Annotated in this window: 24 protein-coding genes; 6 read left to right on the forward strand and 18 right to left on the reverse strand. The window is 61.8% G+C overall.

The genetic code is table 11. The annotated features are described in order from the left end of the window. The 14 genes from AC3WP6_RS16890 to AC3WP6_RS16955 form a co-directional block, all read right to left on the reverse strand. Window positions 1–423 (reverse strand): hypothetical protein, encoded by a 423-nt coding sequence (locus AC3WP6_RS16890; RefSeq protein ID WP_492628843.1) that lies wholly within the window; start codon window positions 421–423, stop codon window positions 1–3. Further along, window positions 410–1957, reverse strand: a complete 1548-nt coding sequence (locus AC3WP6_RS16895; protein WP_492628844.1) for a toprim domain-containing protein — start codon at window positions 1955–1957, stop codon at window positions 410–412. Before AC3WP6_RS16895 ends, AC3WP6_RS16890 begins: the two co-directional genes overlap by 14 nt. Next, complete coding sequence (locus AC3WP6_RS16900) at window positions 1957–3417, reverse strand: hypothetical protein (protein ID WP_492628845.1); 1461 nt, start codon at window positions 3415–3417, stop codon at window positions 1957–1959. Before AC3WP6_RS16900 ends, AC3WP6_RS16895 begins: the two co-directional genes overlap by 1 nt. A 33-nt stretch (window positions 3418–3450) precedes the next feature. Continuing rightward, window positions 3451–5253, reverse strand: coding sequence for a hypothetical protein (locus AC3WP6_RS16905; RefSeq protein WP_492628846.1), 1803 nt, complete (start codon window positions 5251–5253; stop codon window positions 3451–3453). A gap of 10 nt (window positions 5254–5263) precedes the next feature. Continuing rightward, entirely contained in the window at window positions 5264–5977 is a 714-nt protein-coding gene (locus AC3WP6_RS16910) for a hypothetical protein (protein WP_492628847.1), read from the reverse strand. A 97-nt stretch (window positions 5978–6074) separates the two neighbouring features. Further along, on the reverse strand, window positions 6075–6641 hold the full coding sequence (locus AC3WP6_RS16915) for a hypothetical protein (protein WP_492628848.1): 567 nt from the start codon (window positions 6639–6641) through the stop codon (window positions 6075–6077). 8 nt (window positions 6642–6649) lie between these two features. Next, window positions 6650–8002 carry a hypothetical protein gene (locus AC3WP6_RS16920; RefSeq protein WP_492628849.1) on the reverse strand — a complete coding sequence of 451 codons (1353 nt, stop codon included), beginning with the start codon at window positions 8000–8002 and terminating at the stop codon, window positions 6650–6652. A gap of 1 nt (window position 8003) precedes the next feature. Next, on the reverse strand, window positions 8004–8504 hold the full coding sequence (locus tag AC3WP6_RS16925) for a hypothetical protein (protein WP_492628850.1): 501 nt from the start codon (window positions 8502–8504) through the stop codon (window positions 8004–8006). Window positions 8505–8574: 70 nt separating this feature from the next. Then, the gene (locus AC3WP6_RS16930) at window positions 8575–10191 is read right to left on the reverse strand and encodes a hypothetical protein (protein ID WP_492628851.1); all 1617 of its coding nucleotides are present in this window, start codon (window positions 10189–10191) and stop codon (window positions 8575–8577) included. A 268-nt stretch (window positions 10192–10459) separates the two neighbouring features. Further along, window positions 10460–10891: a hypothetical protein gene (locus AC3WP6_RS16935; RefSeq protein WP_492628852.1), complete on the reverse strand. Its 432-nt coding sequence runs from the start codon at window positions 10889–10891 to the stop codon at window positions 10460–10462. 12 nt (window positions 10892–10903) lie between these two features. After that, window positions 10904–11467, reverse strand: coding sequence for a hypothetical protein (locus AC3WP6_RS16940; RefSeq protein WP_492628853.1), 564 nt, complete (start codon window positions 11465–11467; stop codon window positions 10904–10906). Between the two features lie 111 nt (window positions 11468–11578). After that, window positions 11579–12364: a hypothetical protein gene (locus tag AC3WP6_RS16945; RefSeq protein WP_492628854.1), complete on the reverse strand. Its 786-nt coding sequence runs from the start codon at window positions 12362–12364 to the stop codon at window positions 11579–11581. A 5-nt stretch (window positions 12365–12369) separates the two neighbouring features. Then, on the reverse strand, window positions 12370–12849 hold the full coding sequence (locus AC3WP6_RS16950) for a hypothetical protein (RefSeq protein ID WP_492628855.1): 480 nt from the start codon (window positions 12847–12849) through the stop codon (window positions 12370–12372). Continuing rightward, entirely contained in the window at window positions 12849–13760 is a 912-nt protein-coding gene (locus AC3WP6_RS16955; RefSeq protein ID WP_492628856.1) for a hypothetical protein, read from the reverse strand. The genes AC3WP6_RS16950 and AC3WP6_RS16955 overlap by 1 nt, the downstream gene beginning before the upstream one ends. 286 nt (window positions 13761–14046) lie before the next feature. Between AC3WP6_RS16955 and AC3WP6_RS16960 the strand changes: the two genes are divergently transcribed. Together AC3WP6_RS16960 and AC3WP6_RS16965 are read left to right on the forward strand one after the other, a co-directional pair. Next, the gene (locus AC3WP6_RS16960) at window positions 14047–14301 is read left to right on the forward strand and encodes a hypothetical protein (RefSeq protein ID WP_492628857.1); all 255 of its coding nucleotides are present in this window, start codon (window positions 14047–14049) and stop codon (window positions 14299–14301) included. A gap of 471 nt (window positions 14302–14772) precedes the next feature. Continuing rightward, a complete protein-coding gene (locus AC3WP6_RS16965; protein ID WP_492628858.1) occupies window positions 14773–15354 on the forward strand; it encodes a hypothetical protein in 582 nt (193 codons plus the stop codon). A gap of 5 nt (window positions 15355–15359) precedes the next feature. On the opposite strand, the gene AC3WP6_RS16970 is transcribed toward AC3WP6_RS16965, so the two are convergent. From AC3WP6_RS16970 to AC3WP6_RS16985, 4 genes are all read right to left on the reverse strand, one after another. Next, a complete protein-coding gene (locus AC3WP6_RS16970) occupies window positions 15360–15848 on the reverse strand; it encodes a hypothetical protein (protein ID WP_492628859.1) in 489 nt (162 codons plus the stop codon). A gap of 254 nt (window positions 15849–16102) precedes the next feature. Next, window positions 16103–16285: a carbon storage regulator CsrA gene (csrA, locus tag AC3WP6_RS16975; RefSeq protein WP_492628860.1), complete on the reverse strand. Its 183-nt coding sequence runs from the start codon at window positions 16283–16285 to the stop codon at window positions 16103–16105. Between the two features lie 586 nt (window positions 16286–16871). Continuing rightward, complete coding sequence (locus AC3WP6_RS16980; RefSeq protein ID WP_492628861.1) at window positions 16872–17144, reverse strand: hypothetical protein; 273 nt, start codon at window positions 17142–17144, stop codon at window positions 16872–16874. 21 nt (window positions 17145–17165) lie between these two features. Continuing rightward, window positions 17166–18092 carry a DNA translocase FtsK gene (locus AC3WP6_RS16985; protein ID WP_492628862.1) on the reverse strand — a complete coding sequence of 309 codons (927 nt, stop codon included), beginning with the start codon at window positions 18090–18092 and terminating at the stop codon, window positions 17166–17168. A gap of 546 nt (window positions 18093–18638) precedes the next feature. On the opposite strand from AC3WP6_RS16985, the gene AC3WP6_RS16990 reads away from it, so the two are divergent. The 4 genes from AC3WP6_RS16990 to AC3WP6_RS17005 all read left to right on the forward strand — a co-directional run bounded on the left by AC3WP6_RS16990 (window position 18639) and on the right by AC3WP6_RS17005 (window position 21724). Next, window positions 18639–20141 carry an ATP-binding protein gene (locus AC3WP6_RS16990; protein WP_492628863.1) on the forward strand — a complete coding sequence of 501 codons (1503 nt, stop codon included), beginning with the start codon at window positions 18639–18641 and terminating at the stop codon, window positions 20139–20141. A 68-nt stretch (window positions 20142–20209) separates the two neighbouring features. After that, window positions 20210–20488: an HU family DNA-binding protein gene (locus tag AC3WP6_RS16995; RefSeq protein WP_492628864.1), complete on the forward strand. Its 279-nt coding sequence runs from the start codon at window positions 20210–20212 to the stop codon at window positions 20486–20488. A 34-nt stretch (window positions 20489–20522) separates the two neighbouring features. Then, window positions 20523–21053: a hypothetical protein gene (locus AC3WP6_RS17000; protein ID WP_492628865.1), complete on the forward strand. Its 531-nt coding sequence runs from the start codon at window positions 20523–20525 to the stop codon at window positions 21051–21053. Window positions 21054–21223: 170 nt separating this feature from the next. Then, complete coding sequence (locus tag AC3WP6_RS17005) at window positions 21224–21724, forward strand: DUF7713 domain-containing protein (protein ID WP_492628866.1); 501 nt, start codon at window positions 21224–21226, stop codon at window positions 21722–21724. The last annotated feature ends 376 nt before the right edge of the window (window positions 21725–22100 follow it).

The following is a 22100-nucleotide window of genomic DNA, read 5'->3' on the forward strand; positions in this document are numbered from 1 at the left end:
TTATGCTTGCTGCGTCGCTGCGCAGTACCGTTCGATGACCTGATGGTTCTGCACGAGCTTCCGCTCTTGGAGCAGTGACTGCTCAATCGCCCACTGCATGACTTCTTCCGTGGGCACCTGGTTGTCTCCCGTGGCGCGAGAGCGGATGAACCACAGCGCGCGCACCACGAAGAGCGGGTCCGAATCCAGACGTGCATCGCCACGCTCACGCAAGAACGCGATCAGCGCGTCGCGCGCCGGAACCAGACCGTTGTTCTGGCAGTACGTAACCAGATCGCCGAGTTCCTTCGGCTCCAGCGCCGGATGAATCACGATGGGCGTGGCTTCACCCGCATCCAGCACATCCCAGTACGTCACACCGTCCTTGCACACCATCACGACCTTCCGGCCACCGGCCTGGTCGCTGACCTCAAGCAAGGTCATAGGGGGATAGCGCATTGGTTTCGTCGTCATTTTCAAGCCCCTGTTGTTGTTGCACAGCCGAGCCGACGGCGCTCAAGCCGCACAGCTCAATCATATCCTCAACCATCAATGATGGCGACTTTTTGTTGTCGTCGATGTAATGCTCGATCATTTTCGAGATATTTCGATGCCCAAAAAGCTCGCCCACATGATGGCTCCATTGTTGACCTTTCTCTGTTAATTCAAAGCCTTCAGTTACAAGCCCCCTGCTCAAAAACTTGTCCACATGCTCAACAACTGTCGATGGCCTGCCCAGTTCGTTCCGGCTCATGAAATGGAGCAGGCTCTGCTCCGCCGTCCAACGTTCTACTCCGGCCTCGACAGGCAGAGCTTCCCATAACCGCTCGCCCAGCGGCACAACCCGGTGCCAGGGCAGCGCGGCCAGCTCCGGCGGGAGCTTGGACAGATCCATCAGGCGCGGCTCTTCGGCCTGTGCAGGTATCCCGCACTCGACCAGGTGCCGTGCGATCACCAGCAAGACCTGCTGCTCCAGATCCATCACCAGGGGACTGCCGTTGAGCGGGACGTCCAGGATCAGGGGATTGGGCGCTTCGTGGGCATGTTCCCCCTCGACCGCCCGTACGGCCTTAAAGAGCGCCGGGTTGAATCCGGCGCCATTCGCCCGCGCCACCGCCAGCACGCGGCGTGAGGCCTCGGGAGTGATCGCGTGCGCCCGAGACCGGGGATAGGTCATCTGCCCCTTCTCGTACAGGCTCTGCATCGCCCGGGACACATCCCGGATCTCTGCGCCGGAGGTCAGGCTGGTGGCCAGCACGATGTCATCGAAGTTCATGGCCTGGGAGGCCATCACGCCCAAACCGGAACGACCCACCTCGGCCACGATGTCGTCGAAGCGTATCGGCTCTACGGCTGGGTCGGCGCTGTAGAGCGGCACCCGAGCGATGAAGTCCCCCCTGTCGTCCGCCGCCGGGAGCAGGTACGTGGCGACGCCCGTCACGGGGGACTGCTGTGCCAGCTGCAGAAGCAGCGAACCCTGCACGCGGCCGACGGCCGCTATTTCGCTCGACAGGGAGCCGATCAGGCGATCCATGATCCGGCGCGCGTCGCCGCGTGCCGCGGAAAGATCATCGAAGGGCTCGGCCTTCCGGAAGACTTCGCGGATCTCCGAGGGCGCAAGCGCCTTCAGGCGCACGCGCTTGACCTTCCCCTTGTCGCCCTCGTCGATGCAGAAGCGCAACACATCACGCGCGATGACGTCGCCCTCCTGGTCATCGTCCGTCGCCAAATAGATGTTCACTGAAGCGTTGGCGGCGCGGGCGATCTTCGCCGCCAACGCTTCCTTCTCAGGCTTCAGCCGGTAGGCGGTCTCGCGGTAGCTCCTGTCGATCGCCAACGGCGTGAAGCTATCCGGGTTCGTGCCAAGGTGGCCTACCGTGGCCAGCACCTCGTTATCGCGGATGCCTGCCTGCCAGAGCAAGCTGCCCAGGCTCTTGGTCTTGCCCGGCGCCTCGATGATGACCAGGTTCGTCGCCATCAGGGGCTACTCGGCTCGTACAGGTCGGCGGCTTCCGCGTACACATCGCGCGACGGAGGCGCCTCAAAGGCCTCCGGCAAACGGTTCAGCGCACACTCCAGCTGATCGCGCTGCCACTCCCCTTCTGCCGTGTAGCCCGTGCCTTGCGCGCGCCGCCCGTTCACCGTCGTCAGCGCTTTCCCTCCCCATGCGATCTCGGTCTCGATGCCGGTCCACTGACCATCCTTGAAATAGCCCACGCGCGCCGAGTCACCCACTCCCTGCAGACGCGCCTGCAAGCCCAGCGATTCAGCGGCGCGCTCGATACCTTCGTAAGCTGGGATGAAGCGCGCATACGGATTCTTTCGTTCCAGCGCCACCAACCGCTCCCGCACGCGGTCATGCGTCGCCTGCAGGGAGCTTTCGGGCGAACCCATCGTGTGGTGCCATTGCCGCTCCAACGCCGGCAGGGCACGCCAGTAGAAGTGCGCCATGTGCGAATGGTCCACCGCGTTATCAAGATGGACGTCTTCGATGCTCGACTGGAGCTTGTTGTAGATGTCCACCACGGCCATGGCCGCGTAAACGAAGTCTCTCACAGGAACGATCAACAACGGCTTGCCATCACTCGGCTCGGCTGGAGGGCTGGTTGTGAAGGTAGCAGCGCCCACCGGCTGTCCATCGGTATCCACCATCGTCATCGGCGCGTACATCGTTGGGCCTGCTTCACGCGCTTCGATGTCGGCAGCCAACCGCTCCAACGTCATGCCAAGTTCGTCGCGCGGACCATTCGTCGCGAACGAAGCGGTGTCGGTGACATTCCAACGAGCCACCAGGTACATCGCTTGCGACTCGTCGGAGGAAGGCTGCACGGCGGAAAGGGCCTCGTGGACCTGCGCCGGTGTCTGGCTGAATCGGCAGGCCGTTTGCCAAGCAAGACAGGCCTCGCTGAAAGCCTGCGAGGCCGTCGCCAGCGTAGGGTCGGCATGCTTCAAGTAACGGGTTTCCGCTTCGCGCTTGGCACCGTAGACGCGATCCAAGACACGCTCGTACTCGGCTTCGGCCGCCACCATCCTCTGGTGCAGCTCGTAGACCGTTTGTCCCGCCTCTGGCGAGGTTTCCCACAGGATGCGCTCGGCGAGTTCCGTTTCCAAACGTTGAGCCATGGGCCCCGAGCGGTCCAGTCCCAGCTTTCGCAGATCCAGCTCAGACGCGCCGAACATGTACCGAATCCCCTCGGCGGTCTCATGACACGTCACGATGAAGCCGGAGTTGCGTTCGCGCTTGATGAACACGAACGGCGCTCCGTCCATGTCATGGAGCCGCACGCCCTCGGGCATGCGCACGTAGTAGCCATCGGGCTGGTGCGTCGAACCCGACGAGCCGGGAATACCCGTCGCCGACGCGGCATGGAAACCGTCCGCACCTCGAACGTAGATCTTGCCGGCGACGATCACCGGGCGAACCGCCTTCTTATTCATCGTCCTGTCCTCATGTACCTCACGCCTTGCACTTCAAGGCACATATAAGTTGGCTTCCACGGACGAGGCGTCATGAGACTCGCACGCCAGAAGCGACTCCCAACGCATGGTGCCCACGTTGCGGTAATAGCCATCACGTGAAACCGTGACCCGGGGATCGCTCATCGGCGAGAAAGTCGCCACGTACCGAGCTGACTCTTCGATGGCATCAACCCACGCATCGCGTGTGCCAGGCTCCAACACGATCTGCAAGTGACCGTCGGCCGGTGGCGCGGGCGAAGTCTGCGGGAAAGTCACTGACCCAACCATATTGCCGTTGGCATCAAGCAGCGTAACCGGCGCCAGTACATCGTGGCGTGGATCACGCAGCTGCTGCGCGACCTCGCGGAGCAGCAGTTCGGCCTGCTGCCGCCACCCCATGTCGTCGAAGGCCTGCGTGATCGTCGGGACGTCCACGACAAGCCGACGATCCACTGCTTCGGGAACACCTGCAACCACGGCGGCGCCCTCACCAAGCGACGGCGCCGCCGTCCAGCCACTGAACTTCACGTGCGTGATGGTCGTGACGTTTTCGCCGCGGTACTCGTCGTGGCCCTTGATCTTGAAGGTGCCGTCGAACCATTTCGCCTTAGCCTCGGGATCGCTGAACTCGCTCGGCGGGTTCGCCGTCTTCCACGAATAAGCATTGCCATCAGCGTCGACGAACTTCACGAAATACTGGTAGCCAAACGCCGAATCGAACCCGAAGCGACCCGTCACGCGCATGGGCTGGTGGCGTTTCTCCCCAGCCGCGCCCACGTGCTCGGACGGATGCGCGGCGCGGGCATCCTGCGCCATGGCCTTGGCCAGCGCGCGATCCATCGCCGCGATGCTCGCCGCCGCGATGGCGAGAAATTTGTTCTCGCTCGGCATGGAGTCGGCCGTCACGACCTGCTGAGCCGTGCGCTCGAATTCCGACGACGGCTCGAAATGGGCCCACCAGTCGATGACGCGCTGCGCGCTGGCCAGCAAGCGTTCGCGGCTGTTCCGGTAACGCTCGATCAGCGCGTCATCCCGGCGACCACCGTACAAGGTGTCTTCCAGATCCCGGGCCAGCACGTAGGTCGGCTTCAACAGCTCTTCCTTGGCGCGCTTCGAGGACACGAAGCCGCCTTGCCATTCGTTCACGAACAACACGTCGCGCAGGTAATCCACGGGCCGCACATGATGGTCGCCGCCCACGCCACCCAGGAAGTGCTCGTAGTCGTCGTCCATGTCCTTGAAAGCGGCATACATCTGCGCAAGGAACAGGACCTTCGACGGGTCGATGCCTGTGAAGTCCTCCAGGCAGGAACTGCCGATCTGCCTGGTTTCACCCGTCTCCGCGTGGCGAACCACGAAGGTGTCCTTCCGACGGCGCTTCGTATTGCAGTGCTCACAACACGGCTCCGATTCGCGGTACGCACCGAGTTGCTGCAGCTCACTCTCCACGTCCGTGGCCGCAAACGTGATCCGCCCTTCACCGAAGGGCTCGATCTTGCCCAGCACCTTCCATGGCCCCAAGGCGATGATCGGATACTCCAGAGCGATGCGGTTGAGGAACAAGAGCTGGTCGCTCTCTTTCAGCTCACCATCCTCACCCAGCGGCACCACGTACATGCGCTCCACGCCGCCGTCCTCATTCCGTTCGTAGCGCCGCGCAAAGCGCTCACGCACCGGCTCGCCTGCCGTCACGGGCGGCAGGCCGTACTTCGTCGCCTTGGCATTGAGCTTGCCCAGCGCCTTCTCGAAGGCAGCCATGTCCTCGCTACCGGCGGGAACCAGTACAGAGGATTTCAGGAGCGTGATGTCGGCCATGGCGATGCCCTCACGGCTCGGCCGTTTCGACTGCAGCAGCCCGGTTGTCGTTCATGGCGGTAACGAGATCGTCACGCCAGTCTTGCTCGAAGGACTCGTAGAAGCCGTCCTTCTGCCAGAACCCGATGCCAAGCCAGTTGAGGTTCGTGGGCTCGGTAAGTCCCACGCTCTCGAACCACTGCCGGTACTCCGCCACATCGAACCGCGCGATATTCTCCGCACGCTCCCGAAAATCCGGATCGTCCCCGTTTTCGTAGACCGTATACGAAACCACGTCGCCTGATTCGGCATTCACGACGAATTCGCCGGAAGCGGCCGTGATCACCCACGTATTCGGAATGGACGGAAGCGGCGTTTCGCTGGTCTTGGTCTCCCCCAGGTACGCCTTGATCATGCTCAATGCTTTCTGCGCTTCGTCCACGCGGCTTTCCGCGTAGGTTTTGAAGTCCATCACTTTGGACGGCGCGAACTCCGGCAAAGCGATATCCATTCGGCGACAGAGTTCGCGGGCATCCATAAAATTGAAGTGGCTCACACCCGCAAGGTTCGAACGAGGGTATTCGAGTTTGTAGCGTCCATCCGGTAACGAGCCGTATGCCCTGCCACGTGCATCCAACACGATGTTGCGTTTTTCAACCAAGATGCCTGGCTGCTGATCACGAACCTCGGTCCAAGCCATGATCTGCGCCTCGCAAGCCTCTCGGAACTGCTTTGTCTCGTTCATGCTGGTCACCTTCAACCCATTTTTGTCGCCGCTGCGACGGCCGTTTCCCGGCGCGCCTCAATAGCGCGCTCCTCCTGCTTTTGTGTGCCCTCGGTCGTCATGGCTCCAGTGCACTCTCCAGGGGCTGAGGTGTCCCCGGTCTCGCGAGATCGAAGGCCACCGTCTTTGACGCGTCGGCTCGGCAGAACGGTGAGATAGCAGACAGCAGCGTCGCGATCGCCTGCTTACCCTTGCCGCCGGGAAGGAGTCGCGCCTTGGCGAGCGGTGCCAGGCGCGGCGTATCGACCATCGTCGCCAGCAAGGCATTCTCTGCATCGATGCGCTTCGAACGCGCTTCGAGCAGCGGGCAATGATCGGGCGAGGACACCACCAAACCGAGCGCATCGCGGGCGGCGTGGCACTCGGCCATGTAGACGGCCATGTCTTCGGGGCCGAGGTAGTGGTCCTCGTTGGGGTCCAGCACCACCTCGGGGAGGCCTGGGCAGTTGTCCCAAGTCACCGACGGTTTGAACTGATGCTGTTCCAGGATCATCCGTTGGTAGGTCTCCACCAACGGGCGAACCGCCTGTTCATGCGCATTGGCGGCCAGCACGGCCTCCGCCGCCCGGATCTGGCGGTCCGTCGGCGTGAAAGCGGATGTCGAGGAAGGCGTCTGCGATGCCATGACGCCTCCTAGATCTCCGGCGTGGCCGCATCACGCGCCACCAACTGGGATTCCAGCTCGGGTGCAGGTGTGTAATACAAATGCCCGACTTTCACATCCCGCACGGTGCTGGTCCGATCGTAGGGCGCTTCCCTCACCTCCACGGTGAAAGTTGTCAGGCGCTTGCTCAGCTCGTTCTTCCAGCCGAGTGGCTTAGCCTCAGCACAGAAAGCAGAGGCAAGGGCCATGCGATCCGCTTCCGTGGTGCCGAAGGCAACATCCTCGCCCGCATCCACCACCAGACTGATCGTCCCGGGGGACTCCACATCCGGCATCACGTCCGTGGCATATAGCCGGCCCACCTCGTTGTCGTTGGTATCGACCAGCCGGACACTATCCAAATCCGGCGCGGATTGAAGCTGTGCCCCGGCGTCGCGCAACAGCCGCGCAACTTCGCTGGCGTGGCCAAGATCCCTGAACGCCGCGGTGTTGGTATCGATCGCGAGCACAACCCATCGCTGCGTCTCGGCCGGGCCCGCGTAGAGAGCCACAATCCTCGCGGTTTCCACCGGGTCCACTTCCACCGGGATTCGACCGATCACTGCCCGCGCGACCTTGCCGTCACCCTGCGGAACGTCCACAACCGGCATACCGTTGTCAGCGAATTCCTCGATCCGATCGTCGTCATAGTTCAAGCAGGTCACGTCCACCGCGCAATCCGCCACGATGTTCTGGATGTGATCACCCTCCAGCACAAGCACGATTCGCGGCGTCACGCTGATCGCACCGAGAAGCCGCGCCTCCAGTTCGAGATTGCGTGCCACCTGTTCGGCGAACGCCTTCGCCGACGCTTCATCGTGGGCATCGCCCACGATCGCGGCCAGGCCTTCCGCATCGTGCTTGTACACGCCCCAGAACGCGGCTTCCGAAGGAAGGCACGCTTCAATATGTGCACCCGGATCGTCGTTCTCCGGATGATGCTGCCTGTAACTCACATAGCTTTTGCCATCCACGACACGTTCGATTTCGATTCGCCGCGGGCCATAACTCACCAGCCTGTTGCCGGCGGCGTCCAGGATGTAAGTGTCGTAGCCGTAGGACATCGATCGGTTCCTTTCCAGTTGTTCTGCGAGTTGCACGGCGAAATCCCTGGCACCAGCACGATCCGGCCGCCTGGCGACATACACCGGCTTACCCAACGCATAGGCGGGAAGACCACGCTCATCGAACGTGTACGCCGCCCAGTACGTGGCCTCTTCCGGGCCACAGGTTTCGGCGTCGATGACGGCGTGCGAGTGCGCTACGTCGAAGCGTCTCGGACCAAAGCCCACGAGCTTCGTGCCATCCGCCGCCAGAACGCTCTCGTCGTATCCGTTCGTCACGTCACAGCTCCGGGTTTTGGTCGTGGGTCTGCGCCTTGGGCACAGGCGGATGGACCCCGAGATCCGCGAGCATGTCGTGGGCGTTGTTCTTCATGTGCGGCGCGATCAACCCGAGGGTCAGGTCGATCACTTGCGTGCGCTGCTCGATGCGCAGCACTCCCGCATCAGCCAATGCCGAAAAGTGGGAGTGCCCTTCCCAGGTCCGCAACAAGGCGTTTTCGCACTGGATGCGCATGTGCTCCGCCTCCAGCAATGGGCAGTTATCCGGCTTCTTCACCGACAAACCGTGCGCATCACGCGCCAGATGGCAGGCCTCGTGGTAGACCGCGAAGTCCTCATCGCTCAGCAGGTACGAATCACGCCCCTCGCTGATGACAAAATCGGCAGCAGCAATGCGGGTATCGGCCCAGCGGCTGGCCACCTTGAACTGATGCTCCGCAAGGATGGCGCGCTGATAACCCTCCACGATCGGGCGAACCAAGGATTCGTGGGCCTTGGCCACCAGCAGAGCCTGCCCGCAGCGGATCTGTTCTTCAGTCGGCGCGAAGCCAGGGGTGGGGGAAGTGGTCATCTCACGCCTCCGGCTCGTCGTCAGCGTCGTGGTCGCCGAACTGCTTCTCGAACTCATCGAACGAGAGCGAACCGTCGGCCACCGCGCGTAGCGCGGCCAGCTCATCCTTGGACAGGATCGAGGTGTACGTCTCGCGCACAATCTTGTCGCCGTCTTCGTAGCCGTCGGCGACTTCACCCTTCGCGTTGACCAGGTACACGGGACCCGCATCGAGTCCGTAACCGAACTCGAAATCGCCCGCACCCACAACGTACCGGAATTCGTCTTCAGCGATGCCGGAGTACCCGCCGTCCGCCTTGCGCACACCGTTGTTGCTGAAGTGGTCCGCCAGGTTGATCCGGTCGTTCTGCAGCTTGGATGCAGGCGCCGCATACGCCACTTCCCCGTATTCTTTGCGGTTGCCGTTTTCATCCAACGCCAGCGGGAAGGCTGACGCGCCTTCCCGAATGCCCGTTGCAGCCAGGCGCAACAGACGCACCATGCGATCCACGCCCTCCGGCGTGCTCGTCAGCGCCTCGCCGGTGTTGTCGAGCACCAGTCGCACCGAGCCGGGTGGCGGGGCGCCCGAGGGATCGCTGTCGACCGGTTTCATGTCGACCACGGCGATGCGGCCGACCTTGTTGCCATTCAAGTCGAATAGGATGATGCCATCGGGATCGGAACGTAGCGACACCTTCTGCGCCGCATCGTCCAGGATGCGGGCGATTTCGTGCTCTCGACCACCACCGTCGGTAAAGGCAGCGTTCCCAGTTTGGTCGATCCGAAGCATGACGAACGACGGTTCGTCCTTCGGCTCCCTCTTGATGTCCGCATGCGCCGTCCAGAAATCCACCTTCGCCAGAGCGCGGTAGCCGTTCCTGGTCACCGGCACCTTCCACGAGCCGCTCAGGCTGTTGGAGGCGCCATCCGCGAAGACGATGCCCGTCGTCTCGCCCCGCGGGTCGTACAGAAATTTCGCGCCGGACACACCCGGCACGTCCGCGAGCAGATCGCTGAACTGCTGCTCGATCGCATCGCGCGCGCGCGACTGTGCGGCCGACAACCCATCCTTCAGATCGATCTCGCATAGCTTCTGGTGCTTGGCAGCAAGATCGGACAAGCCATGGACCAAAGTGATCGCTTGGGTACGGGTCAATACCCACACGTCATCGTTGCGATCCTGGGTCAACTTCGCCACCAGTGCCTGCTGGCCCTCAATCATCTGGTGCTTGCAGACAGCTTCGGCTACAGCGTCCAGTACGCCGTAGCCCGCGTGATGGAGCGCATCGAAGGGTTCTTCACGAAACGTCTCACCGCCCACCACTTTCAACACGATCTCGGTCGGCTTCCCCGGGCCCGTGAAGTGCGTGGCAATGCTCTGGGCATCCACGTGCTCGACGCCGCGCTCATCCTTCCACCACGCCATCGTGACGCCTTCCGGCTTGAATGGCGCAGCTGTCAGAGCTTCGGCGTAGGACAGAGTAAGCTCCACCACCCGCCCTTTCTGATCCAGGGCATGGATCGCATCGTCGGCGCCCAAGTCGATGGACTCCGATGTATTAAAGAAGCTGTCGTCAACTTCCAGTTCACCGAACTTGCCGTGCATGATCACAGTCAAGGGCTGGTTCGTGGTGCTCATGCGCATCTACCTTTCAGGTTCTTGGAAATCGTCAAGCCGCTTTCGCGCGGCAAAATGGGACGATCACCCGAACGCCGATGGGCACCACGCTGCACTGCCCTGCCACGCGGTGCCCATCGGCGGGGGCTACGTCACCTTCCCTGGACCCACCATGAAAAACATTCAGCGGGAGCACCGCCGTGCCGCATTCCGTGGTACACGCTACGTCGCCAGGGGATTACGCGCAGCATGCTCTGCCCCGACACCACGATGCTCCTGCTGAATCCGTTCACGCGCCCGTCGTGGGCGCGTTGATCTCTTCGCCAGCCAGAATCGACGCGAACTGCGTGAGCGCGCGATCCAGTCCGGCGCGCTGCTCCGCCGTCACGTACTCGTCGAAGTTCAGCGAGGGCGTCGGCTCGGACATGCAGTTCAGTTCCGATTCGTCGTTTTCCAAGACGAGAATCGCCTGGAGCACGGGAATCGCCGACTCGCCGTTGCGCTCCAGCAGGCCGAACTCGATCACATCCTCGTAGTCACGCACGCTGGCTTCCAGGCCGTTCACGGCATCGCCGTGAACCAGCCACTTATGCGTGAAACCGATCTCGCCATCGTTGGCCGAAGGATTCCGGAGATCCGCCTGCACCGCCTGCGGCACGGGCAGCGTCGCCAGAAAGCCATGCACCGATCGACGAAGGGTTTGTGCTTGCACATTCAGCATGGCCGCTCTCCGTTACGCCTTCGCGGGCAGCAGGCGATCCCAGTCGAACGCGGTCTCGTCGCCAACCTGCGCCTCGATGTTCTGGAAACGCGTCTCGACCGGATGAAGTTCCATCCACGAGGCGCGCGCATGGTATTGCTCGATATCCGCCACGAGGGCGTCCACCGTTTCGAACTGGGCATGACGCAGCGCTCCCAGCGTCACCAGCTCGATCGGCAGGCCGCGCTGGTACAGCGCCTTGATGGTCGCCTCGGATGCGCCAGAGGCAGCCTGCGCCTCCGTGTGGGTCTTGCCGACCACCACCGGGTTCATATCCTTGTAGATCAGAAAGCCGCGGCTGGTATCGGCACCGATGGACATGCCCTCGCAGCCGAAGGCCTCGATGTCGTCGAAGTGATAGCGCACCACGCGGCCCAGCAGCGCACGGCCGAGGCCGTTGCGGGCATACTCGGGCAAGTCCACCAGAACCAGGCTCTGGTGCTCCATATCCACCAGCTGACGATCCGGGTCCACGAAGTTGCCGAAGGTCGTGGTCTTGGCGGCGATGAAACCCGTCTTTGCGTCGTATTTGCTCATTGCGGTTTACCCCGGGTGCTTGTGGCGAGTCTACGCCACACCATAGACGAAATCAATTTTTCGATGGGTTATATTACCCCGATGTTAGAATTACATCGTCATGGTTTTTTGTCAATGGGTCATTCCCATGCCGTGCTCTGCCCGGTGCGCCGGCTCGAAATCGAAAGGCTCTCGCTTGGGCATGATCGTCTTCGACGGATCGCGGGATTGGATGTACTTATTTGGAGCCTTCGCGATCTCCACTACGTGGGCCATCAAGGCACGCCCCACCTCCGTTGACCTGCCGCCAACCTGCTCCACGTGAATGGCGTCGATGCCCCTCTGCATCATGCGAGCCGCTTCCTGGGCTGCGGGCTTACCCACCAGGCTTTCGAGGTTGCCAATCACCGACGACATTCGGGCCATAGAGACGTAGGCATTGCGTGCGAGCCAGTCGAGATTAGGCTTCTCGCCGTTGGCCAATGCTTTCTTCAGGTACTCACCCAGCTCCTGCAGGTGATCGCCCAGTTCCTGCAGGTGTTCGCCATAGCGTGCCGCCTCGGTCTCCCAGACGATACGTGCCGCCTCCACATACCCCTTGAGATCCGCACCACGGCCACCGGCCTTCTCGGTCGAGTAGGTTTCGCGCACGAAGCCCACGAGCGCAATCATCTTCTCGCGCCGCACCTCGTCGGCCGGGCGTCCCGACGCGACCAGCTGCTCGTGTAGCTCGCGGATCTCGACCAGGTGTTCCTGCAGGGCGCGGTGCACATATCCGTCCTGCACCCAGAGCAGGACGTTGCGATCGTAGTTGCCCGTCATGTCCATGTCGCGCAAGTCCTGGATCACCAGATCCGGGATCAACGGCTCGCGCCGCAGCGTGGGCTGTTTGTTGGCTGCCGTGCTTTTCGTCGTCATCGTTCTCATCCCAGGTCAAAGTGAGCAGCCCCGGCCTCGGCATCTGCGCGCGAAGGCGCTGCCATGTCCGGGGAGATCGCCGCATCCGTCACCAGACGGAATTCCGGATCAATCACGTGAGCTGCACGCTCGAAAAGCCGTGCCAGATCCAACCGGCACTCGCGTACGTCACTCACAAACACGTCGTAGAGGAATGGCGCCACCGTCGAGAACGGCCGCGGCGCGCTCGCGGTATCGCGCACCGCCTGCAACGGGAACCCACCGCCGGCTTCGCCCAGCACGAAGTGATAGCCCAAGGAGCCCAGGCCGAGGTTCACGGACATGCGATCGGCCAGGCACAGGATGGAGGGCATGCCCAACGTGGCTACGTCTTCCGCCAAGAGCCTGCCGCCGTCGTAGAAAAACGGCTTGTCGCCCTTGATGTCCTGGTCGGCCAGGCCGCACACAAGGCGACGAAATGCGATATCCAAGGTGTCGGTCTCCATCACGAGGCCTCCTGCGATTGAGCAATCAGTGCCGCCATCTCGCCCATGCGGGCCATGGCCTGTCGGTGTGCCTCGATCACGTGGTCGAAGGACATGCCACCGTTCTGTTCGATGAGCTGCATGCGCACTGACCGATCCAACGCTGTCAGCTCTTGCAACTGCTGCACGTCGCGCTGCGCTTCCGCCTTCCAGGTCTCGACCATGGTGTGGAGGCTCGCGCCATACATCCGCTCGATGATGGCGCGCTGGCCAACCACGGACGTCACACCCGCGCTCTGCGCGAGGATGTACTGCTCGGCCTGCTCGGCCACCGCCTGCATCAGGCGCAAGACCACGGCCGCACGATCCGGCTGGAAGTAATCAAACCAGTTCACCACGCCCTGCAGGCTCGGCATGCAGGTGAAGGCCATCAGGCGCCGCACCGCGGCCAGCTCCAGCCCACCACCCGGCTGCAGCGCGTAGCGCTCCGGGTAGAGCGTGACCACTGCGGCCAGCACCTGCGCCATCGTGTCCATGCCCAGGAGCATGGGTCGACCCGGCACCAGCTTCTGCCACCGCCATTCGGCCCGCACCAAGGACATCGCAGCTTTCGTCGCGGCGTTGAACGCCGCTGGGAACTCCGTGTCGGCCTGGTCGATGCTCAGCGCCGTCAGCATGACGGAACGCAGCATCGCCACCCTGCCCATCACCGCGTTCATGGCATTGAGCATGGCTTCGTCGTCAGCCTGACCTCGCGTGGCCATCGCCACGCCGACAATGGTTTCGGCCAGGCGGAACGCGGCGCACTGCGTGCGCACCTCCTCGGCGCCAATGCGCAGGAGATCCAGCTCATCCGCCTGGATGACTTCCAAGGGATCATCAAAACTGGCTTCCAGAGCATGGAGCGCAGCCGGATTGAACGTGCCGTTCATACCCGTCATGCCTCGCTGGATCGCATTGTAGCGCGCTGTCCCACTTGTCTCGTCCCGTCGAATATCGTGATGAAGTCTAATAGTCAAAACACCTTTCTGACAACATGGCACTGATTTTTAATCAGAAATTGATCGTTGCACTTTCTTGATGAATCCGAGTATGATGGCTCCACCTGCAGGGCTCCCCCCTGGGTGGCCTCCCCCGCCACTTCCTGCTCCGCAGGCCTGAACCCCGGGCGAACCCCCCTATTCGCCCGGGGTTCATCTTTTCAGGAGCCTGGCTCACGTGAACGATCCGACGGCCTGCGAACGCAACGAACTCGCTCTCTTCCAGAACGACCGTCCCGCATGGGTGGCGTTGGCGGCGCCGCGCATCGCGGCGCGCATCGTCACGATGGACGACGCGCAGATCGACTACTGCTGGCAAACGATGCTGCATGACCTGCGCAAGAAGGTCTGGACGCTTCTCGACGATCCTCAGAAGGCACGTGTGCGGGCCGTTCGCCCCATCGACACCCAATCCGTCACGCAGGCTGCATAACGCCGGCAGGTGAGCACCCATGAACGTGAAGCTGCTGCACCCAGAGAAACGGTCGGTAAGAATCGACGTGTGCTCCTTGATGGAACAGAACATGGCACGCGCCGATCGTGGTGAACGGCCACTGCACCGATGCAGCGTGTGCGGCGAGTGCGCCGAGTGGGGCCCAGCATGGAGTTGGTATGGGAGCCACTTGGACGAGGATGCTGGAACAGTAGCGAAGTTTTGCAGCCCTGAATGCCGCTCAAAAGAACCGATAGGAGCGGTGATGCGGCGCGTGCGCCGGACACCCAACGCCTGAACTGAGAGGAGTCACGCCGATGAAATCGGGAACGTACGAAACACCGGAACAACCGAAGAATCCATTGACGGATGCCACCCGCTGTTATGTCGCTGGAGAGGGTTGGTGCTGGATGGTCGATGGTGAGGTTATCGAGGTCATTGAAACTGACGACTAACACCGGACTAGCCTCCATGGATCTCGCGCTCTACCAAGCCGCGCGCACGCACATGCTGTCCGATCCGCAATGGGCCGGACAATTCGACTGGGCCGAATCGGTCACGCGTCCGATTGACGCCGAGGCCATGGCACGCGAGCTGATCTTCGTGATCGCCAACTCCGGTATGAAGAACACCGTCGCACGCACGATCTATCGGCGCGTCATGGGCGCACTGGAAGCGGGTCAAGACCCTTCCAGTGCGTTCGGCCATGCCGGGAAAGCCGCGGCGATGGCCATGATCTGGCGCGAGCGCGAGCGGTTATTCCATGAACTCGCCACACTCACGGATGCGGATATCGCCGACTGGTGTGGGCGGCTGCCGTTTATCGGGGCCATAACAAGGTGGCATGCTTCCAAGAACCTCGGGGCGGATGTTGCCAAGCCCGACCGCTGGCTTGAACGTGTTGCCACCCTCTCGAACGAAACCGTCACGCAACTCTGCACGCGCCTCGCCCAAGCAACGGGCGATCGCGTTGCGACAGTGGACCTGGTGATCTGGTGGGCCATGGCACACGGGGTGCTGGTGATCGAGGGCGGAACACTGCGGCTGAAGTAACGGCGTCAGCCTGGCTCGGTCACCAGCACCGGCACTGCATCGACAATCAGTCCGCGCGCAACACCAAGACGCCACGCGGCCTGATGGGCGACATAGCCCGATTCGCTGAAACACTGTTCGTCCAGACCCGCCGTGGGCGGGCCGCCGGTCACGTTGAGCGCCGTCCACAGGATCAGCTCGGCACCCAACCCCATGCCCTGGTGAGCATCCTGGATGCACACCGCACCTGGGGCGTTGTAGTAGCCGACGATCTCAGCGCCATTCCATGGTGTGGTGTCCGTCATGCGATGGAGCAGCAGCGCGCTGTCGCTGGACTGAACCAGACCATAGAGTGGATTCGTTGGTACCACCTCGACCAACTCAGCCTCGAACACAGCATCGATGTCACCGATGTAATCGTCGAAGTGCTGACTCAACCAGGGCGTGGCGCCGCGGGCGCCGCACAAGAATGAATCCTCGCTGCAAACCAGCGGTTCGGCACCATCGAGCATCATCGCCCCGTTCCATCCTCCACAGCCAAGGCCTTCGCCTTGGCTGAAGCTTCGCGGATTCGCTTTGTATTGGTCCCAGCAGCCAGGACATCAGGGCAGCTTGCCGCGTGCGTGTGCCCGAATGGGCACTTCCCGTCGTGTGGATGGCGATCGATCCAAAGCACGTACACGGGGTTCCAGCACACGCGGCAGTAGGCGCTATAAGGACCATGGTCGTGCGCGCTGCGCCGGTCGGGTATCGAAGGAATCACTGGCTTCTAGCCGCGATGCGTCGGTACTTCGGCGCGAATTCGATTGTAGATTTCTTCACGGTGCACCGGAACGTCAGACGGTGCCGCGATCCCAATACGGACCTCATTTCCCTTCACACCCAGCACGGTCACGGTTACGGTGTCGCCTATTTTCAGATTTTCGCCAACACGGCGGGTCAGAATTAGCATGATCTAAGCTCCTTTTAGTGTGCAGATCTCATCCCAACAAACGGCTTTGCCGCCTCAGACATTAGAGCGCAAAGGAAACAGACGATCGACTTCACGCATCGCCGCCTCTGCCGTTTTCCAACGCCGCGGGTAACCCCGCCCGCGCTTACTACGTCTAAGCAAATACGCTTCGCTCGGCTCTGGCTCCCAGGCGGTCCACATCAGCGATCGCGGATTGAGCGGGTTTGGGTAAGGGGATTGCTCGTCCCACTTGACGCAAGCTCCGTCAGATCGCGTCCATCGTCGATTGCTTATTTGCGCCCACACGCGCTCACTTCATCAGGCTGAGGTTTGCGTTCCAACCTCCACCCACTGTCTTCACGAGCAAGTAGATTGTTCGCGTACGCAGCAGCCTCCGGTGTCATCAGAGTCAGCTTCAACGTGTGGGGATATGGGTGTTTTACGCCGCACATCACAGCATCGCCTACGACGGCGTATCGCGCGAAAACGTCCTTCATCACTCCATCCTTCATTGCTCGGCCAGCGCCACTGATGAGGCGCGAGTCTAACCCTACAACTCCGTCTCCCGCACTCATCACTGAACCACTCATTGCTCAAGTTCCTTCCGGCCAGCGGCGGTAATGAAATAGCCTCGCGGCTTACTCTTCCACATGATGACCCCATCCTTTTCCATGATGTGCCGCAATCTGGCGCTGGCAAAGGCCGCGCCCTGCGGGGCCCGGAACTTGGACTCAGGGAAGGCGAAGTAACCAATGCTCGATGCGTACAGGCCACCACGCTCACCCTGGCTGGCCAGGGCTTCGAGAACGCGCCGCCGGGCATCGGCCATCGACGTCTGGACAGCTGTTTTACCCGGCATGACCGACCTCGAACCTGGGAATCAGGTGATCAGGTTCTGTTGCGCGGAGGCCGACGAAGCAGCCTCCGCGGCCGAGGCGCGCTTCTGCCGCACATCGTCCACCTGGTGGCCTGCCTCCAGAATGGCCAGCAGCGCGGTGGCATCCACCTCCACCTTGCGCCCCTTCAACTGCGTCGGGTCCATCTTCTCGAACTCCGCCAGTTGGCGGCGCGTCGAGCGGTCGAATCCGGCGATCAGGGACTCCACGGAGGACACCACCTTCGTGACCACCTTCGGTGGGAGGATCTTCGGGCGGAGGACGCCCTTCGTCACCTTTTGCTTGCCCTCCTTCTTGGCCTTGTCCAGCAGGGCCCGCAGGTGCTCACCCGCCTGGTCGCGGTACATGCGCACCGCCTCGATAGCGGCATCCGCCGACACCTCACCGGATTTCACCAACTGCTGCACGTCCATGTTCGAGGTGGCGAGAATCAGCAACTGTTCCACACGGGCCGCCGTCCGGCCCACCTCCTTGGCCACCTCGGCGTTGGAGAGGCCCATGCGAACAAGCCGCAGGCAACCCTTTGCCTGCCCCAGAACCTTGAGCGGCAGACCGTCGGCCGAACGGAGCATCACCGACACGCGTTCGGCATCGCTTCCCTTGAACTCGGTCGCCGCGATCATCAGGCCCTTGGCGCCGCGCTCGATAGCCTGCAGGGCACCCAAGCGGCGGCAGTGACCTTCAATGGTCAGGATGTCGTCACCGTCGGTGCGCACCAGGATCGGCGGCACATAACGCCCTTCCAGGTACGACGTTGCGAAACCTTCGATGTGCGCCTGCACATCGGGATCGTCGTAGTCACGCAGGTTGAACCCCGGCTCTTCCTTCAGTAGGCGCGGCTCGACCTTGAACAGGTCGGTCTTCTTCACGCCGTCCAGGGTGGTGTTCGCCGCCATGCTTTTCAGAGACATCACTAACCTCCTCGTTCTTCGTCTTGACCGCATTTGCGGCGGCCCGATTCTGTGGCAGGTATAGCATGCTACCGTCCGTCAATCTGTGTCAATACCCTAGTACATGTATAAACTACCAATCACAGTCCGACTCACTTCCGTAGCGGACGCGCCAATGACGGGATACAATCCGAAGAACCCTCCCGCTGGACGCACCCGAGAGCACGACACACGTATGGCGACACCGAAGAAAAGGATCACCGAAAGCCCACCACCTGGCCGGCTTTCCCCCGAGGATTTCCGGTCTTCCGCCCTTCTACGCGGCTGGACTTACCGCGCGCTGGCTGAGCGCTGGCAATGCTCTGAGAACTGGATAAGCAAGATCGCACGTAACCCGGACAGGTCGCCCCACTACGACGATGCTGTGCGCGGCCTTCCACAGCGAACGGTCGATCCGGATAACTGATTTCATGTGTATGGATTCAGCTCCATACATGTTCTACAATCGAAAACAATCAAAACACCGGGCGCTGTCGATCCATCCTGCGCCCAAAACAGGAGTGTTGGATGCAGATCAACTGGGGAATCGATGCCTCGACCGTCAAGGGCGGAAACCCACTCGCTTTTGTCTGGAACAGCCAGAAAGCCGTCAACGGCCACATGCTGATCTGCGGCATGTCGGGCTCGGGCAAGACGTACACGCTACGCCGCGCCATCAAGTCCATGCTGTCCACGCAGGAACGGGCCGCGAGTGGGTCTGCGGCCCGCGTGCACATCTTCGACGTGCACGGGGACATCAAGGTGGATGGCCAGAGCACGGTCATGTTCTCCGAACAGACCAAGTACGGCATGAACCCGCTGCGCGTGAACCCGGATCAGCATTTCGGCGGTGTCAGGAAACGCATCCAGGAGTTCATCTCCACGATGAACCGCGTCATGACGAAGCTCGGCTCCAAACAGGAGGCGTGCCTGCGCAATGTCCTGACGGACGTCTACCAGCGGCACGGCTTCAAGCCGGACGACCACACCACCTGGACGGTGGACGAGACCATGGCGCGCCTACTATCCGACGGCTCGGATGGGCGCCTCTACCTCGACGTGCCCATTGGCGAGAAAGACGATGCCAAAGCGTTGGGCGCCATGTGGGACGGCTTGCAGAAGTGCTGGTGGGTGCCCTCCGACCAGTACCGGGGCGGCCTGCTCCGCTGGTCCCCCAAGACCCTCGCACGCACCCACCCCTCGATTGCCGATGCGACGCGCATGGCGCGCCACATCCTGCAGATGTCGTTCCTCGGCACCGGTGCGCAGGCCATCACCTATCTGGAGGCCGCCAATCGCGCCGCCGAAGGCTACCAGCGCAAGCGACTGGAAGCCTTGCGGCGTGGCAACTCCGGTTTCGTCGACGAAAAGCTCCAGGCGGATCTGGAGAAGGCCAAACAGAAGGCCATTGACACGTTCACCGATTATGCCAACGCGATCACGACCGGGCATGAACTCGATGACGTCATGAAATACGACAGCAACGACGTGCTGAAGGGCGTCGTCGATCGTCTCGACAACCTCGACGCGATCGGTATCTTCTCGGCGACACCCCCGCCTTTCGACCCCAAGGCCGCGATCTGGAACTACAACATCCGCGCTCTGGGCCTGGAACAGCGCAAGCTGTTTGTGCTGTTCCGCCTGGCCGAGATCTTCGACGCGGCACGCCAGCGCGGTGAGCAGGACCACATCAGCGACATCATCATCCTCGACGAAGCCCACATCTATGCGGACGACGACGAGAACAACATCATCAACACGATCGCCAAGGAAGCGCGCAAGTTCGGCGTGGCGCTGATCTGCGCGAGCCAGTCGCCCACGCACTTCACCGAGGACTTCATTGCGGCCGTGTCCACGAAGATCATCCTGGGCATCGACGAGCAGTATTGGAAGGGCGCGCAGAGCAAGATGCGCGTGACCGAGGAAGCCCTGAAGTGGATCAAGCCTCAGAAGACGATTCTCGTGCAGATGAAGACCAAGGGCGAGGCACGCAACGACTGGAAGTGGATTCACCTGCCGCAGGCAGCATGAGCATCGCCACTCTTCTTCGTGGCATCGTCGCCAACCGCCATACCTGACCGCATCACAGGGGATCGTCAGTGAACCGCGAACAACTGATCGAAATTATTGCCGCCAAGACCGGCGAGACCAAGGCGACTACCGAACGCGTGCTCATCACGCTCATCCAGACCGTGCAGGACACGGTTGCCGCGGGGGAGCCGGTGGTGCTGCAGCGATTTGGCACCTTCTCGATGGTCAACGCGCCCGCGCGCACCATCGCAGATATCCAGACCGGCGAAAAGCGGACGCTCCCGGCCCGGCGTCGCGTGAAATTCAAGACCGGGAGTCGTTTCGCCGAAGCCGTGGACAATGCGTAGGCCACGCCTGACGTCGCACCAACGTGACGTCGCGTTGGCAACAGCTCTGGCTGACGCCTACCGGCGCGCCGACAACGAAGATCGCCTGGTCTACCCCGCTGAAGTGCTCATCCTGCTCAACGTCTTCCAGCAACTCTGGCCGCACTACCGCGCATGGGTATGGCCGAGTCTCTACGACCAGATCGCCATCTCGCTGCAGCCAGGCCACGCTTCCTACGAAGATCCGCAGGAAGCGGCCCAAGCCATGGCGACCCTGATGGACCAGCTTCGCCCCGAATTTGAACTGCGGGCACACGATCCTGCCGAGTTGCTGCGCCACGCCCGGCGCGTGCGAGCACTTCATTCCAATATCTCCGGCTGCGCGCGCGCCGTGGCCCGCGTGCTCCAGGCGCTGCTCGCGGTGCGCCAACCGCCATCCAAGCCTCTCCGGCGGCTGGTCCATCACTTCCTCGTCGTACGGCCGCTACGGCGCTACGACGGGCTGCTCAGCAGCCTCGGAGACCACTTCACGGCGTCCCTAGCAGCGATCACTGCCGGAGAGCGGCCCGTGGTGGTGGCCAGCTGACCCGGCGAACCTGCAACAGAACCCTTCTCAGTTGCCAAAGTCGTTGCAACGGGCTCTTTTGTGATCCAGTGGGGCTGCCGAGCGCTCCAGAGCACGATTGCGCACCTTTTTCAAACAAGGACGGCAGGGCTGAGACGCTCAACGGCTCGATGCATCGCACGAGAGCGACGGTGCCAAAGGCGACCGAGCAATTGCGATGGGACATGCATCAAGGGATAGTTTGGCGCCAAAACACACTTCTTGAGGTTTCAAATATGCCTGATCCAGTGCTTTTGAATGAGTTCATTTCGACTCTGCGAAACAACCCAATTGAGTTCACTGATTTCAGCGGCAAGGTCCGAACCTTTGAGGTGAGCGGCTACTTAACTGTTTGTTACGTGATCGTAGCCAAAGAGCTAGAAAGGGGCATTGATGGCTACGAATATTCAGCAACCTCGTACTCATCACCTCATGAGGCCTTCACTAAGGTGATGGATAAAGTACGCACTGCTCTCACAACCAGGAACTTAGATCCCAACGACTTTCCTTCCCTGTTGAATCATAGATGCGCAGGGCGAGTTACCGCCGGTGGCATCGTCGTAGATGGAGAGTTTGTTCCTTGGGAGAGCTTTACAGACTTGCTTCAAACCTACGAAGGCTGGGAGTTTTCACTCAAACTCGGAGATGAATAACCGAACGTAGGGGCGGCAGGGATTGGCTGGTTGCATTCACAACCCTGAATTCGCGTTTCAGCGAACACCCAAACTTTCCCTCACCTGCCGCACCCCTTTCATGCACTTGCGGCGCGCGGCAGCACAATCCGGACAGATCAGGCGACGCCCACCGGCATAGCGCTCGGGCGTGCCGAAGAGCGGGCGCCTGCAGCTCGCGCACAGGCACTGTTTCGAGCGTGGCGGTGCGCTGGTATCAGGCACGCAGACGCTTCCTGGCTTTCATCGCGACAGCGTGATGCTGATCGCGCAGCTCCTTGCACCGCTGGCACAGCATGCGGCCATTCACGATGAACTTCGCACCGTGCGCCACATGGCGGTTGTTCGAGCACGTGAA

It is taken from the genome of Rhodanobacter sp. FW106-HT46G03, assembly GCF_058789895.1.

Bases quoted from the DNA above. Each gene is read 5' to 3' on its own strand.
- AC3WP6_RS16890 (WP_492628843.1), bottom strand. From the start codon at position 423: ATGACCTTGCTTGAGGTCAGCGACCAGGCCGGTGGCCGGAAGGTCGTG.
- AC3WP6_RS16895 (WP_492628844.1), bottom strand. From the start codon at position 1,957: ATGGCGACGAACCTGGTCATCATCGAGGCGCCGGGCAAGACCAAGAGC.
- AC3WP6_RS16900 (WP_492628845.1), bottom strand. From the start codon at position 3,417: ATGAATAAGAAGGCGGTTCGCCCGGTGATCGTCGCCGGCAAGATCTAC.
- AC3WP6_RS16905 (WP_492628846.1), bottom strand. From the start codon at position 5,253: ATGGCCGACATCACGCTCCTGAAATCCTCTGTACTGGTTCCCGCCGGT.
- AC3WP6_RS16910 (WP_492628847.1), bottom strand. From the start codon at position 5,977: ATGAACGAGACAAAGCAGTTCCGAGAGGCTTGCGAGGCGCAGATCATG.
- AC3WP6_RS16915 (WP_492628848.1), bottom strand. From the start codon at position 6,641: ATGGCATCGCAGACGCCTTCCTCGACATCCGCTTTCACGCCGACGGAC.
- AC3WP6_RS16930 (WP_492628851.1), bottom strand. From the start codon at position 10,191: ATGAGCACCACGAACCAGCCCTTGACTGTGATCATGCACGGCAAGTTC.
- AC3WP6_RS16935 (WP_492628852.1), bottom strand. From the start codon at position 10,891: ATGCTGAATGTGCAAGCACAAACCCTTCGTCGATCGGTGCATGGCTTT.
- AC3WP6_RS16940 (WP_492628853.1), bottom strand. From the start codon at position 11,467: ATGAGCAAATACGACGCAAAGACGGGTTTCATCGCCGCCAAGACCACG.
- AC3WP6_RS16945 (WP_492628854.1), bottom strand. From the start codon at position 12,364: ATGACGACGAAAAGCACGGCAGCCAACAAACAGCCCACGCTGCGGCGC.
- AC3WP6_RS16950 (WP_492628855.1), bottom strand. From the start codon at position 12,849: ATGGAGACCGACACCTTGGATATCGCATTTCGTCGCCTTGTGTGCGGC.
- AC3WP6_RS16955 (WP_492628856.1), bottom strand. From the start codon at position 13,760: ATGAACGGCACGTTCAATCCGGCTGCGCTCCATGCTCTGGAAGCCAGT.
- AC3WP6_RS16965 (WP_492628858.1), top strand. From the start codon at position 14,773: ATGGATCTCGCGCTCTACCAAGCCGCGCGCACGCACATGCTGTCCGAT.
- AC3WP6_RS16970 (WP_492628859.1), bottom strand. From the start codon at position 15,848: ATGATGCTCGATGGTGCCGAACCGCTGGTTTGCAGCGAGGATTCATTC.
- csrA (WP_492628860.1), bottom strand. From the start codon at position 16,285: ATGCTAATTCTGACCCGCCGTGTTGGCGAAAATCTGAAAATAGGCGAC.
- AC3WP6_RS16980 (WP_492628861.1), bottom strand. From the start codon at position 17,144: ATGCCGGGTAAAACAGCTGTCCAGACGTCGATGGCCGATGCCCGGCGG.
- AC3WP6_RS16985 (WP_492628862.1), bottom strand. From the start codon at position 18,092: ATGTCTCTGAAAAGCATGGCGGCGAACACCACCCTGGACGGCGTGAAG.
- AC3WP6_RS16990 (WP_492628863.1), top strand. From the start codon at position 18,639: ATGCAGATCAACTGGGGAATCGATGCCTCGACCGTCAAGGGCGGAAAC.